This window comes from Sodalis sp. RH19 (assembly GCF_047324215.1).
GTDB lineage: Bacteria > Pseudomonadota > Gammaproteobacteria > Enterobacterales > Enterobacteriaceae > Acerihabitans.
In genome coordinates, this window is the sequence record NZ_CP178734.1 from 1,354,376 (window position 1) to 1,368,730 (window position 14,355).

13 protein-coding genes and 1 pseudogene are annotated in these 14,355 nt (G+C 55.5%); 7 read left to right on the top strand and 7 right to left on the bottom strand.

All coding sequences use genetic code 11. From position 1 onward, the window contains the following. Positions 1-2: 2 nt before the first annotated feature. Genes ACL2XF_RS06085 through ACL2XF_RS06100 form a run of 4 tightly spaced genes read left to right on the top strand, consistent with a single transcriptional unit; the run spans position 3 to position 3,593 of the window. Positions 3-1,058, top strand: coding sequence for an ABC transporter permease (locus ACL2XF_RS06085; protein WP_413728775.1), 1,056 nt, complete (start codon positions 3-5; stop codon positions 1,056-1,058). Then, on the top strand, positions 1,055-1,960 hold the full coding sequence (locus ACL2XF_RS06090) for an ABC transporter permease (protein WP_410014814.1): 906 nt from the start codon (positions 1,055-1,057) through the stop codon (positions 1,958-1,960). Before ACL2XF_RS06085 ends, ACL2XF_RS06090 begins: the two co-directional genes overlap by 4 nt. Next, entirely contained in the window at positions 1,932-2,798 is an 867-nt protein-coding gene (locus ACL2XF_RS06095; protein WP_410014815.1) for an ABC transporter ATP-binding protein, read from the top strand. The genes ACL2XF_RS06090 and ACL2XF_RS06095 overlap by 29 nt, the downstream gene beginning before the upstream one ends. A 24-nt stretch (positions 2,799-2,822) precedes the next feature. Further along, entirely contained in the window at positions 2,823-3,593 is a 771-nt protein-coding gene (locus ACL2XF_RS06100; RefSeq protein WP_413723448.1) for an ABC transporter ATP-binding protein, read from the top strand. 147 nt (positions 3,594-3,740) lie between these two features. On the opposite strand, the gene ACL2XF_RS06105 is transcribed toward ACL2XF_RS06100, so the two are convergent. The 5 genes from ACL2XF_RS06105 to ACL2XF_RS06125 form a co-directional block, all read right to left on the bottom strand. Continuing rightward, complete coding sequence (locus ACL2XF_RS06105) at positions 3,741-4,487, bottom strand: IclR family transcriptional regulator (protein WP_410014816.1); 747 nt, start codon at positions 4,485-4,487, stop codon at positions 3,741-3,743. Between the two features lie 120 nt (positions 4,488-4,607). After that, positions 4,608-5,936 carry an MFS transporter gene (locus tag ACL2XF_RS06110; RefSeq protein WP_410014817.1) on the bottom strand — a complete coding sequence of 443 codons (1,329 nt, stop codon included), beginning with the start codon at positions 5,934-5,936 and terminating at the stop codon, positions 4,608-4,610. An 89-nt stretch (positions 5,937-6,025) separates the two neighbouring features. Continuing rightward, positions 6,026-6,718, bottom strand: a complete 693-nt coding sequence (locus ACL2XF_RS06115; RefSeq protein ID WP_410014818.1) for an RraA family protein — start codon at positions 6,716-6,718, stop codon at positions 6,026-6,028. Between the two features lie 86 nt (positions 6,719-6,804). Beyond that, entirely contained in the window at positions 6,805-8,526 is a 1,722-nt protein-coding gene (locus ACL2XF_RS06120; RefSeq protein ID WP_413728226.1) for an IlvD/Edd family dehydratase, read from the bottom strand. A 484-nt stretch (positions 8,527-9,010) separates the two neighbouring features. Next, positions 9,011-10,009, bottom strand: a complete 999-nt coding sequence (locus ACL2XF_RS06125) for an AraC family transcriptional regulator (RefSeq protein ID WP_413722961.1) — start codon at positions 10,007-10,009, stop codon at positions 9,011-9,013. 142 nt (positions 10,010-10,151) lie between these two features. Between ACL2XF_RS06125 and ACL2XF_RS06130 the strand changes: the two genes are divergently transcribed. The 3 genes and pseudogenes from ACL2XF_RS06130 to ACL2XF_RS06140 all read left to right on the top strand — a co-directional run. Continuing rightward, the gene (locus tag ACL2XF_RS06130; protein ID WP_413728776.1) at positions 10,152-11,321 is read left to right on the top strand and encodes an MFS transporter; all 1,170 of its coding nucleotides are present in this window, start codon (positions 10,152-10,154) and stop codon (positions 11,319-11,321) included. Between the two features lie 633 nt (positions 11,322-11,954). Further along, positions 11,955-12,740: a class I SAM-dependent methyltransferase gene (locus ACL2XF_RS06135; protein WP_413728227.1), complete on the top strand. Its 786-nt coding sequence runs from the start codon at positions 11,955-11,957 to the stop codon at positions 12,738-12,740. Positions 12,741-12,963: 223 nt separating this feature from the next. Next, a pseudogene (locus tag ACL2XF_RS06140) lies at positions 12,964-13,170 on the top strand (integrase core domain-containing protein); the annotation flags it as partial. Positions 13,171-13,182: 12 nt separating this feature from the next. Here ACL2XF_RS06140 and ACL2XF_RS06145 read toward each other — a convergent pair. Continuing rightward, positions 13,183-13,452 carry an HPr family phosphocarrier protein gene (locus ACL2XF_RS06145; protein WP_410014822.1) on the bottom strand — a complete coding sequence of 90 codons (270 nt, stop codon included), beginning with the start codon at positions 13,450-13,452 and terminating at the stop codon, positions 13,183-13,185. A 27-nt stretch (positions 13,453-13,479) separates the two neighbouring features. Further along, positions 13,480-14,340, bottom strand: coding sequence for a class II aldolase (locus tag ACL2XF_RS06150; RefSeq protein ID WP_413728228.1), 861 nt, complete (start codon positions 14,338-14,340; stop codon positions 13,480-13,482). Positions 14,341-14,355: the final 15 nt, after the last annotated feature.

Sequence of the window (14,355 nt, forward strand, 5' to 3'; positions counted from 1 at the left end):
CCATGCCCATTCCGGCGCCGGTTACAAAGCAAACCGCGCGCGCGCCTTTCCCCGCGGGGCGGATCGGCAAACGCCTGCTCCAGGTCGTAGTGACGTTGTTCGGCCTGCTGCTGCTGACGTTTTTTATTGGCCGCGTAATGCCGGTGGATCCGGTGCTGGCGATTGTCGGCCCCGACGCCGACCACAGCACTTATCAACAGGTTTACCATCAGCTCGGTTTTGATAAACCGCTGTGGACACAATTCGGCATTTACCTTTCCGGCCTGGCGCACGGTGATTTGGGCAATGCGCTGCTGACCGGCAAGCCGGTGACGCGGGACATTTTGCGCGTGTTCCCGGCCACCATGGAACTGGCGACGCTGGCGATCATTCTCGGTGCCGGCGTCGGCATTCCTCTGGGCGTGCTGGCAGCGGCAAAACGCAACAGCATTGCGGATTACGTCGTGCGGATTATCAGCCTGGCCGGCTATTCCACGCCGATATTCTGGGTCGGGATGATGGGGCTGCTGGTGTTTTACGCCTGGCTCGGTTGGGTAGGCGGCGCGGGCCGGCTGGATTTCAGCCTCGACGGACAGGTCACGCGCCACAGCGGTTTTATGCTGATCGACGCGCTGATTGCCGGCAACGGGACGGTATTTCGCGACGCGCTGAATCACCTGATCCTGCCTGCGTCGTTACTCGGCTTTCACTCTCTGGCCTATATCAGCCGCATGACGCGTAGCTTTATGCTGGCGCAGCTATCGCAGGAATTCATTATCACCGCCCGGGTGAAAGGCCTGAGCGAATGGCATGTGCTGTGGAATCACGCGTTCCGCAATATTCTGGTCCAGTTGCTGACCGTGGTTGCGCTGGCTTACGGCTCGCTGCTCGAAGGCGCGGTGCTGATTGAAACGGTTTTCTCCTGGCCGGGCTTCGGTTCGTATCTCACCAGCAGCCTGATGCTTGGCGACATGAACGCGGTGATGGGCTGCGTGCTGGTGGTCGGTTTAATTTTCGTGATGCTGAATCTGCTCTCTGACCTGCTGTACCAGGTTTTTGACCCGAGGACAAAAGTATGACGATATCCCTTGATTCTGCGGCGCTCAGCGCCGGTGATGAAAAACGCCGGCGCGTGAAGCGGGCGTTGGGCCGCATCGGCAATTTTTTGTGGCGGATGGCGAGCAACCCGCTGACGGCTATCGGCGGCGCCATTGTTCTGCTGCTGATGGTTGTGGCGCTCTTCGCACCCTGGATCGCGCCGTTCCATCCGCTGGTGCAGGACCTGAATAACGCGCTCAGCCCGCCGTCGGCGGCGCATTGGTTTGGCACCGATGAGTTTGGCCGCGATATCTTCAGCCGGCTGGTTTACGGCTCGCGCATCACGCTCTATATCGTGCTGCTGGTCTCCGTCACCGTCGGGCCGCTCGGGTTGCTGCTCGGCGTCACCGCGGGTTATTTCGGCGGTAAAACGGATATGGTGCTGATGCGGGTGACGGATATTTTCATCTCCTTTCCGAGCCTGGTGCTGGCGCTGGCGTTTGTCGCCGCGCTCGGCCCGGGGCTGGAACACGTGGTGATCGCCATTACGCTCACCGCCTGGCCGCCGATTGCGCGCCTGGCCCGCGCTGAAACGCTCTCGCTGCGCCAGGCCGATTTTATCTCGGCGGTGCGTTTGCTGGGCGCGTCCCCGGCGCGGGTGTTGTGGCGCCACATTGTGCCGCTGTGTCTGCCGTCGGTCATTATCCGTATCACCATGAACATGGCGGGAATTATTCTCACCGCCGCGGGCCTGGGGTTCCTCGGCCTGGGCGCGCAGCCGCCCGATCCCGAGTGGGGCGCAATGATTTCCAGTGGCCGGACGTACATGATGGAGTGTTGGTGGGTTGCGACCTTTCCCGGTCTGGCGATCATGATTAACAGCCTGGCGTTCAACTTTTTAGGAGATGGCCTGCGTGACATCCTCGATCCCCGTAGTGAATGACGCCCCGGCGTTACTCGATGTGCGCGATCTGCACGTCAGCTTTGTCAATGGACGTCAGGAAACGCAGGCGGTGCGCGGCGTTTCCTTCCAACTCGGGCGGGAAAAACTGGCGATTGTCGGTGAATCCGGTTCGGGCAAATCCACCGTCGGACGGGCGCTGTTGCAGCTTCATCCGGCAAAAGCACGCATTACCGCTGAAAAAATGCAATTCGGTGATATCGATTTGCTTAACGCCAGCCCGCGGCAGATGCGGCGGGTGCGCGGGAAACGCATATCGATGATTATGCAGGACCCGAAATACTCGCTCAATCCGGTACTGTGCGTCGGCGATCAGATTGCCGAAGCGTGGCGTTCGCATCACACCTGTTCCTATCGGGAGGCGAAAAGCAAAGTGCTCAATATGCTCGATGTGGTGCGCATCCGCGATCCGCAACGTGTTTATCATCTGTATCCGCATGAGATTTCAGGCGGGCAGGGGCAGCGCATCATGATCGCCATGATGCTTATCACTGACCCGGAAATGGTGATTGCCGATGAGCCGACCTCCGCGCTGGACGTCTCGGTGCGTTTACAGGTGCTGGCGCTGCTCGACGATCTGGTGAAAACCCGTGGACTGGGACTGATTTTTATCAGCCATGACATCAATCTGGTGCGCAGCTTCTGCGACCGCGTGCTGGTGATGTATGCCGGACGCATTGTGGAGTCGATTGCCGCCACCGATCTGGATAATGCGCGGCATCCCTATACGCGCGGTTTGCTTAGCGCGCTGCCGGACATGGATAACCGTCGTTATCCGCTGCCGGTGATGCACCGTCAGGCCAGTTGGCTTACCGATTAAGGAGCCGAAATGCAAACGAAAACCATGATCGACGTGCGCAATCTGAATCTTGCGTTCGGTGAAGGCGCGAAAACCACCCAGGTACTGACGGAGGTGAATATCGATGTCCGTGAAGGGGAAATCTTCGGGCTGGTGGGGGAGTCGGGCTCCGGGAAAACCACGGTGCTGAAATGTCTCGCCGGGCTGTTTACCCATTGGCGCGGTGAGCTGGAAATCGACGGTCAGCCGCTCCAGCACCGCATTGGCCGCGACCGCTGCCGTCTGGTGCAAATGGTGTTTCAGGATCCCTATGGCTCGCTGCATCCCCGTCACACGATCGGCGATATTCTTGAGGAGCCGTTGCAAATCCACCGTATCGATCAGCGTGATCGGCGGATTAACATTATCCTGGACAAAGTCGGTCTGAACCGCGCGTTCCGCCGGCGGTATCCGCATCAGCTTTCCGGTGGCCAGCGGCAGCGTGTCGCTATCGCCCGCGCGCTGATCCTCAAGCCGCGCGTACTGCTGCTTGACGAACCGACTTCGGCGCTGGATGTGTCGGTGCAGGCGGAAATCCTCAATTTGTTGTTCGACCTGCAGAAAGAGGAAGGGCTGACCTATTTGATGGTGACGCATGATCTGGGCGTCATCGCCCACCTCTGCCAGCGTGTTGCCGTCATGCAATACGGCAAAATCCTCGAAACGCTGGAAACCGACGCGCTGCTGCGCGGCGATATTCAGCAGGATTACACCCGCGTGCTGGTCGATGCCAGCCGCAATTACAGCAGGGAAATGGCGGAAAAAGTGATGTTATAGGGACCGCACCTTCCCTTCAGCGTTCAGCGGGGTTTGGCTTGCTGGATAACATTGTCGGATTCAGGCATGTGGGGCAATTCTCTATCGCGCCGGAATGGGTCCTGGATATGGCCCTTAAAAAGCCGCTTAAAAGTAGGACCGGGATGTCTATCGGCGATACATTTGGGTTAATGCCGAGGCCAGTTCGCGCAAGCTTTTTTTGAGTTCATCATAATCACCGGGCACATGATCAAAATGGGGGCAGGTTATCACCGCCTCGGCCCGGTCGTCATGGCCCAAAACAGGGAACGAGACCGATGTCAGGCCGATTATCCGGTCGTGTTTGATCTCGGAAAATCCTTGCTCGCCGATTTGCGCTAATTGTTGATGCAGGTTGGCCCGCAGTTCCGGTCCCAGCGGGGCATGACGAATAAGGCGCAGTGCGGCCTGGTCGGAGGCCATTGCCAGGAACAACAACGCCGAGCTGGATTTAACCGCATTCAGGGTAGCCCCTGCGCGGGCGCCAATGGCGGGGGAGAATTCAGGATAAGCATGCGCCAGCACCACAAAATCATCTTCCTTCAACGAGGCTAAGTGGCAGGGCTGATTGGTTTGCCAGGAGAAATCGCGCATCAGGCGCTGGCACTGCTCGGAAAGGGCGAATTGCTGGATTGGACTGACGGCGTATTTGACTTGCACCTTATCGGTCAGATGGTAAAGCCGGGCGGCATCTTGATACAAATAGCCTTCTGCCGACAGGCACTGCACGATGCGATAAATGTGATTGAATGACAGCCCTAGTTCAGCCGCCAATTGCCCCATACTTTTCGGCGCCCCGGTTTTGGCGAAGTATTCGATAATTTTAAGTCCGCGAGTGAGGGCCGGCGCTTTGTATTCCTGGCTGGGCGTATTCATGGTGGCTTTCGGTTATCAGGCGCAAAAGGATAAATCCTACCTTAGGTAACCCCGCTGGCGCTGTCAAAAATAACTGCTGCTATCCGCGCGGGCAAGAATCGCAGCAGTAGGGCGCCGCGCCTAGCGCGGGATGATATCCGCCCGTTCGGTGGATTTTTGCGGCGTTTCGCTGCGGCGCAAATAGCGGATAACCAGCAAGGTGACCACGCCGCCGACGGCCATGCAAACGCCGAGGTAATACATAGGGGCGCTGCTGCTGCCGGTCATATCACGGATCGCCGGAACCGTATTCTGCGCAAAAAATCCGCCCAGGTTGGCCAGGGAATTGATGGCGGCCAGCCCGGCTGCCGCGGCGCTGCCGCTCAGAAAACGCGTCAGGTTCCAAAAGCACGGCTGGATGGAAAATATCGCCATTATCACCAGGGTAATCGAGAAAAAACTCAGTACGGGCGTGTTGATAAACCAGGCGCTGGCCACCAGGAACACCGCCGCGACGAACATCGGCAGCGCAATGTTGAGCACCGGGCTGGCGGTGCGACCCGGTTTCGCGGTTAACCACCACAGCAGCAGAATCGACATCAGCCAGGGCAGCATATTAATAAAGCCATTATGCAAGTCGGATACGCCGAACCCTTTGACGATAGTGGGCATCCAGTAGCTCAAGCCGTAGGCGCCAAAGGAAATAAACCCAAGCACCAACGCCAGCAGAAGGACGCGGCGGTCGATCAACGTCTGCAATACGCCGGTTATGCGATGATCCTGATGGGCCTCGCGCTCAAGGTCGAGACGGTTGACCAGCCAGCGCTTTTCCGTTTCGTCCAGGAAGTTGGCTTTTTCAGGGGTTTCGGCTAAAAACATCACGACCGGAATAATCAACAGCACCGCCGGCACGCCGGTGCCGATAAAAATCCACTGCCAGCCGTCAAGCCCCAGTACGCCGTGCATGCTGAGCAACATCCCGTTGAGCGGGGCGCCGACCAGATTGGCAAACAGGCTGGCCATAATGAGATAGCTGACGACTTTTGGCCGATATTCAAGCGGGAACCAGCGGGTCATATAATAAAGCAAACCGGGATACAGTCCTGCCTCGGCCGCGCCGATTAAAAACCGTAAGATATAAAACATGGTGGCGCTGGTGGTAAAAGCCAGCAGAATGGTAATGATACCCCACGTGATCATGATGCGGGCAAACCAAATACGCGGACCTATTTTATGCAAAAAGATATTGCTTGGAATTTCAAAAAATAAATAACCGATAAAAAATAGCGATGCGCCCAGGCCAAAGGCGGTTTCGCTTAAGCCCAGGCTATCAACCATATGTAATTTGGCAAAACCGATATTCTGCCGGTCGATATAAGCAATAATATACATTAATAACATTAGAGGGATAATTTTGACGCTTATTTTTTTCATCAGCGCCTTTTCTTCGAGGTGGATATGACTTTCCATTTTTCAGACTCCAGGCAATAAAAGGTGAGGGCACCCAGTGAACCGCTTATTGTCTCGCAGAAGGATAGGCTTACCGCAATAAGCGGCGGCTACATAATGCCGAATTTCTCAAAGGCATCGGTGGTGCGCATACCTTGCCGTAACGCCTCCAATACGTTATTTTCGCCTTTGGCTTTCTCGAATGCGCCGTGGAACGCATCGTCCACTGCGGCGGCAGGCACCACCAGTACGCCGTCGCGGTCCCCGTAAATGACGTCGCCGGGCATCACTTTGATGCCGTCCAATTCTATCGGTACCCGCCAGTCCACCACTTTGCCGCGCGGCCCTTGATCCTGCGCATAACTGCCGAAAGACGCTACCGGAAACCGTAATTTCAGAATTTCGTTGGTATCGCGGTGAAAACCGTGAACGACCGCGCCCGCCGCGCCGCAATAAAGGGCGCGGGTCGCCATTAATCCGCCAAATTGGGCATAGCGATGGGAACCGCCGGCGCAAATGTAAACCTCGTCCTTTTGCAGGTCGTCCAGGGCCTGGAACATCAGGCCGAATGGCTGGGCGCTCAGAGGATTATGACCCTCATATTGCGTATCGAAAAAATCCGCTTCCAGTACCGGCATGGCGCGACCGAGGATCACCGCGGCGGGATCGACGGGTTTCAAGTGCGGATGTAAATACTGGTGCTGCAAACCCATGGTATCCAGGATATCGCCCACCAACGCCACGAATAATTTTTCACGCGCCAGGGCAAACAGGGCGGCATCATCAGGCCAATGGTTTTTCATCGTTCTCTCCAGTCGATTCATCATCAAGTGCAAGGGTTGGAATGGTCGCCGTCATGGCGGCCTGGGCTGAGGGTAATACGCAGGCGCTACTCGGGGTGCGGTTCCCGGTCGATATGATCGCCGGAGTGACCTACCAGGAAGTCCAGATCGGCGCCGAGATGAGCCTGCTGCACGGTCGCGATATATAAACTGGCATAGCCGCGCGTGATGGCGGGCAGCGTCGGCGTCCAGCGCTGCCGGCGCCGGGCCAGCTCATCCTCGGACACGCGCAAATGCAGGATTTTTTCCCGGGCGTCCAGCTCGATAAAATCGCCGGTCTGCACCAGGGCCAGCGTGCCGCCAATCTCCGATTCCGGGCTGACGTGCAGGACAATAGTGCCGAAAGCGGTGCCGGACATGCGCCCGTCGGAGATGCGCACCATATCCCGCACACCTTCGAGCAAAAGTTTTTTCGGCAAGCCGAAATTGCCTACCTCGGGCATTCCCGGATAGCCGCGCGGGCCGGCGCCTTTCATCACCAGGATGTCGTCTTTTTCCACCGGCAGGGTCAAATCGTTAATCACCGCGTTATAGTGTTCGATATTCTCGAATACGAACGCCCGTCCGGTATGGCACAACAGATCAGGTGAAGCGGCGGAGGGCTTGATTATTGCGCCGTCGGGGGCGAGATTGCCGCGCAACACCACGGTGCCGGCGTCTTCTTGCACCGGGGCGGCGGCATCGGCGATCACCGCATTGTTATAACTGCGGCCGCCACGGTAGTTATCCGTCAGGCACAGGCCGTTGGCCTGTATCACCTCGCCGTGCAGCCGGTGCGCCAACTGGCTGATGACCGCCGGTACCCCGCCGGCGTAATAAAAATCTTCCATCAGGTAGTCGCCCGAGGGTTTCAGGTTAGCCAGCAGCGGCACGCGTTGGCTGAGGCGATCAAAGTCATCCAGCGTCAATTCCACCCCCAGCCGTCCGGCAATGGCCAGCAGGTGCAGGATAAAATTGGTTGAGCCGCCGATGGCCGCGTTAACCACGATGGCGTTTTCAAATGCTTGCCGCGTCAGGATCTGCGATAACCGCTGGTCTTGCTCGACCATGGCCACAATGCGCCGGCCGGCGAGGCGCGATAGGCGCCGGCGGTTGGCATCCACCGCCGGAATGGCGGCGCCCCCCGGCAGCGTCAGGCCCAGGGCCTCCACCATGCAGGCGAGGGTGGAGGCGGTGCCCATGGTGTTGCAGGCGCCGGGGCTGCGGGACATGCTGTTTTCCGCCTGATTAAACTCTTCCTGGGTGATTTTTTGCGCGCGTAAATCTTCGCTGAATTTCCACAGATCGGTGCCTGAACCCAGATCTTTGCCGTGGTGTTTGCCGTTAAGCATCGGTCCGCCGCTGACCACGATGGTGGGCAGATCGACGCTGGCGGCGCCCATCAGGCAGGCGGGCGTGGTTTTGTCGCAATTGACCAGCAGCACGACCCCGTCTATGGGATTGGCGCGAATCGATTCTTCCACGTCCATGCTGGCAAGATTGCGAAATAACATGGTGGTGGGCTTCATGAGCGCTTCGCCCAGCGACATCACCGGGAATTCGAACGCAATGCCGCCGGCTTCCAGCACGCCCTGTTTTACCTGGTCGGCCAGATCGCGCAAATGCGCATTACATGGCGTGAGCTCCGACCACGTATTACAAATGCCGATAACCGGCCGGCCGTCAAAAACATCGTTAGGCAAGCCTTGGTTTTTCAACCAGCTGCGGGCGATAAAACCGGATTTATCCGTTCGTCCAAACCATTCCTGGCTTCGTCTCTTGTTCGTCATCGTTTATGCACTCTGTTTCGCGCAATGGCGCCCATGGTTATCCGCCGATCATGACTGGTCTTTATCACGTGCCGACCTGTTATCTTGGCTTCAATGTGTTGACATAATGACGGATTCTAGGAGGCTTGCCGATCAAGTCAACCTGGGGGCGGCATCACTCTTTTTTTCGGTTTTGCGATAAAAAAGGCATTTCAGTGCGAGGGCGAATCTCGGACTTTTATATATAAAAATCCGGTGATTGTCTGAGAGGCGTTGTGCGAATAAAGAGTATTTGATTCAGAGAGTTAATCGCATAAAGATGCATAATGATTTTTATATATAAAAGTCAAAAAATTTTCTTCTTATATTGGATTTGCGACGGAAATCACGCTTATGTGATGAATATGATACCTGAAGTCTGGTCTGCACCCGCGATTAAAGTCCGCCTTATCCTCGCGTGCGCGCGGCGCAAATAACGTCAGTCCAGTGCGGCCAAAGCGCTTGCTTATGTAAGCCGATGCCGACTGGCGCCCGGCGGCTGGCCGATGACGCGCTTGAAGGCGCGACTGAATGCAGCTTGAGAGGTGTAGCCGAGACGCTGGGCGACGGCGTCGATGGATAATCTCTCGTGAAGCAGCCATTGGCTGGCAAGACGCATCCTCAGCTCCGTGGCATAGCGCAGGGGCGGCATTCCGATGGTGGCGTGAAAGCGTTGCGCGAAAACAGAACGAGAGACATGCGACTCCGCGGCCAACGCTGTAACTGTCCATGCACGGCCAGGCTGGCGGTGCAACGCCAATATGGCGCGGGCCAGGCGCGGATCACGCAATGCCGCGACAAGACCAGAGGCGTTCTCACAACCGCATTCGATCCAGCCGCGCACGATCATGGCTCCTGCCACCTCAGCGAGCCGGGCCAGAATACCGGCGAAGCCGATGCGGCCTGCGCAGATTTCACGTTTCATTGCGTCAAGAATCGCCAGCAAACCAGGGTAGCGCTGCTCTTGTGTGTCAGCCACCATGACGCTTGGCATCATCTTGCCGAGTCCCTGCATGGCGCCGAGATCGAACTCCATGCAGCCGTAAAAGAGAACCGCGCTGGGCGTAGCATGCGTACTGGGGCATGTGTTCACCCCGCTCACGGCCTCGCCGAGGGGCGCCGCGTCGAACATGCCGATGTCCTGAAATGAAACTTCGGCCGCGGACAGCAGTTGATGAGCCTCGCCTTGAGGCATGAACACGGCGCTACCCGCAGACAATGCATGCAATGTACCATCATCGGTGCGCAGTACGGCATTGCCGACGGCCAGGAAATGGAAGTAAGCATGTCCCGGCCTGGCATCGAAACCCAGGCCAAAGGTGGGGCCGGTCTGGATGCGACGGTACTGAACACCCTGCAGGCGCATGCCGGTCAGCAGTTCGCTGATGAGATCTGACGATAGGGCAAATTGTTCTTGTTCAGTCATTTTCGGCGTTTCGAGCAAAACATCAAGACTTAGCATCATAGATCATCCTGTGTTGCGCCGCTAGACTTGCGGCTACAACCGATATCCAGGGATGTTCGAGATGAGTAATGACGTTTTTGATGGCCGACCCACCGCCAACACAGGCAGTGCGGCCGGCGTAGCGCCTGCGGCACCCGCGTGGATGGCCGTGTTTTCATTGGCGATGGGTGTGTTCGGGTTGCTGACGGCGGAGTATCTACCCGCCAGCCTGTTGACGCCAATGGCAGCCGATCTCGGCGTGTCGGAGGCGCTTGCCGGCCAAGCGGTGACGGTAACCGCCGTCATCGCCCTGTTTGCCGGGCTGCTGGTGCCCGGTCTGACGCGTAGGTTTGACCGGCGCGTCGTCTTGTTGGCTTTTACCGTGCTGATGATCGCCTCCAACGTGCTTGTGGCGTTGTCCTCCAGCCTGACAGTGTTACTGGTGATGCGCATTTTGCTGGGCATCGCGTTGGGCGGTTTTTGGAGCATGGCGGCAGCCGTGGCTATGCGGCTGGTGCCTGCGAAATCAGTGCCGCGGGCGCTATCCATCATCTTCAGCGGCATTGCGATCGGGACGGTGGTTTCTGTGCCGTTGGGAAGCTACCTGGGGGGACTCTATGGCTGGCGCAGTGCATTTGTGGCGGCGGCGGGTGTTGGCGGGTTAACACTTGTCTTCCAATTGTTCACGCTGCCCCGCATGACTGCGCGCAAGATGGCGCGCACCGCATCGGTTCTGGAATTGCTCCGCCGCCCAGGCATTGGGATCGGGATGATGGGCTGCGTGCTGGCTCATACGGGCCAGTATGCCTTGTTCACCTATATCCGCCCCGCGCTGGAAAGCGTGGCCCCTATTGATGCTGACGGTTTGTCTCTGATGCTTCTGGGGTTTGGTATCGCCAACTTCGTCGGCACGCTGCTGGCCGGCTGGCTGATGGAACGTAGCCTGCGCGCTACGTTGGTATTGATGCCTGTGCTGGTGGGCGTGGCGGCGTTCGGCATGATCTGGCTCCCCGTCCACGAAACAGGCCTGATGCTGTTGGTGGCTTTGTGGGGGCTGGCCTTCGGCGGCGTGCCGGTGGCATGGTCTAACTGGGTGGCGCGTGCCGTCCCGGATCAAGCGGAGACCGCGGGCGGCATGGTCGTCGCGGCGGTGCAATCGTCAATAGCCGCCGGCGCCGCAGTGGGCGGCATAGTGTTCGGTTTTAGCGGCGTCACCGGCGTCTTTATCGCCGCAGGCGCTGTGATGCTGCTCGCTGCGCTCGTGATTGCCCTGGGTGTTCGGGTGGCGTTGCCACAGCACGGTGCGACAGCCGGCCAAGTACCGCACGTTTGACCAACATAGTCCCATGGGCGGGTCAATGATGGTATCCCGGCGCTGATCGTCACCGGTTGCGGAACATATTTAACACCCACCACCGGGTGCTGGTAAACCGACGGCGCAAAATGGCCCCGTGCTATCGCTATCGCGACCGGGGCCGATTCAACTTTAACTATAATCCTGGCAAATGTCACAGCCCCGGGGTCGTGGCGGGAGATGGGGTCGACCCGGTGCCTGAATTGGACGCACAGCCTGACAACCCGCCAGTTATCAACGGGACATGAAGCGGCTTCACTCACCTTTGATAGCACAGGTGTCATGGAGATTGCTTTTTTTGACACAGGCCCATCAAAAATGGCAATTGATTTGCTTCCCTTCTCAGTTAATATGAATGTTATCTATGCGTTATCTGTCTTCTATATATAAAGATGTAAATCAGGCCGGCTTGATATCTTGATCAAAATGTTTATTAAAAAATTTATGTTATTCATGAACATTATCATTGTCTCCACTGGTATTAAGTTTATAACATGTCGCTCTTCGGGTGAACCAGAAAAATGAATTCTGTTAAATCATATTATCTTGTCAATTAGAGATGCCTACTGTTTAAAAAAATATAACACCCTTCTAGGGCTTTACGGAGGACAAATGAGTGATTCCAATTCTCAAGACAACAATATAGGCCAAGAGTCCGCGACCACTTTTGACCCCGCAACTTTTGATGAATATGCTGAACTTTATGATTCTTTTTCTCTTCAACCCTATCGGACACAATTGGAAACACCCACCATAAAGTTTCATTTAGGAAAATTAAGCGGCAAGCGAATTATGGATTTCGGCTGCGGTCCGGGGTTTTATGCGCGGTGGCTGATAGATAATGGCGCTAAAGAGGTGTTTGGCTATGATATATCGAAAGGTATGCTTGATCATGCCATTTATCAAGAAAAAAAGGATGCCAAGGGTATCACATTTCTTTCCCATCTTGATGAATCATTAAATAACACTTTTGATATTGTACTATCGATCTATGTCATACCTTATATCAACAGCCTGGAAGATTTATCAACTTTGTTCATGTCTTTTGCATCCCTGCTTAAGCCCGGCGGAAAACTAATAACTCTGCCACTTCACCCTGATTTCAATACGGATCCGTTGTATTACCTCCCATTCGGCTTCAGTTTGACTGAAACAGAAGCCAGGGCTGATGGAAGCAAAGTTGGGTTGCACCTTCATAAACCGCCTTATGATATCGACCTGCAAACTTACTATTGGTCAGCTCATACTCTTGAAAGTACCTTGGCCGCGGCTGGATTTAACAATATACTATGGCGTCCGCTAATATGGGCGGAAAATACCTCCGCCGAGGATACGGCTTTTTTGCAACCTTATCAGCAGCAACCCCATGCAGCGATAATAGAATGCACGCGTGGGTAGAGAGATATAGGTGATGACAGGAAATGAAGCTATGTAATATCAAATCCAGCAAAGTGATGCGCCGCCATGGAACAGCTAACTGACCGACGATGATTTTTATAACTGCCATGGCTGGTTGAGCAGTCTTGACCATGCCATGGGAGCCGCGGAAATTCTGGCGCTTCATGATTAAGAAACTTTACTGCCCGCCCGCCCATTCTGGGCAGGCGAACATCAGCGCGGTGATAATGCGACGGTCGAGTCGTTCAACGGCAGACTCCGGCTGGGGTGCCTGAATGAGAAATGGTTCATGTCCTTGGCCGATGCGCGGTGCAAGATTGAAGCCTGGCGCGTACACTATAATCGGTACCGTCCCCATTCTGCCCTGGGCGGGATGACCCCGCCCGAGTTTGTTGAAGATGCGGCAGTGGTGGTAATCACATCAAGTTGAAGATTAAAATGACTAATCTTTTTCACCGAAGCCACGGGCAAATTCCGTTTTAAGTTCCTCCAAAAACTCATGCTCATCCTGACCGTCGCACAGCAAATCAATCGTGGTATTTCCTTTCACGCCGGCGCCTAATATACTCATCATTCCTTTAATCGGGATTTCCTTCCCGTTGTTTATCAGGGTAAGTGATGAATGATATTTTTTTACTATCTTGGCTAAACAAGCCGCCGGGCGGGCATGTAATCCCGTACTGTTTATTACTTTGACGCTTTGCCTGATCATACTATCCTCAGATGGTTTCGGTGAACCTTAAGATGCTTTACGAATATAGCGGTGACCTTTATTCATCATCAGGATTTTGGCGTAGACATCCTCTTCAACCGCATATTTTGCGCGCGCCATTACGCGGGCCAGGTTAGCCTCATTGTTATTATCAACATAGGCTTTGCCCACGGATGTAATAAACGCTTTTCGCAGGTCGCTGGCGATATTCACTTTGACAACATTGTAATTGACGAAGCTGCGCAGGATATCCTCATGAATACCTGAACCGCCATGAATAACCAGCGGCACCGGGGACACCGCGGCAATACGCTGGAGCAACGGAATATCGATACGGGGAATATCGTCCAAACCATGGACATTGCCCACCGAGACCGCGAGCAGGTCGCAGCCGGTTTGCTCGACGAACGCCTTTACTTTTTCCGGTTCGGTTTTACAGTCGGCTTCGCTGACATGATCGTCTTCTTTACCCAGAATGGCGCCGAGTTCCGCTTCAACAGGCACACCGAATGATTTGCAGAAATCAACCGCTTCACGCGTAAACGCAATATTTTCATCAAATGAAAACGCTGCGCCATCAATCATCACCGAGGTGAACCCAGCGCGCACCGCCTGTTTCACATCATCCAGCGATTTACCATGATCGAGATGCAAACTTACCGGGACATCCATTTTATCGGCATGCCGCTTAACAATTTCATAAATATAATCATAACCTGACAATTGGGCATTGGTCGGCGCGATCTGAATAAAATTAGGTAATCCCGATCGTTCAATGGCATTCAGAATAGAAATTGTGGTTTCCAGGTTCGTGGTATTAAAAGCACCCGCCAGCACTTTCTTTTCGCGAATTCGGTCGAGCAGGATCTTTCCATTAACTAATGGCATAGTATTTTCCTCATT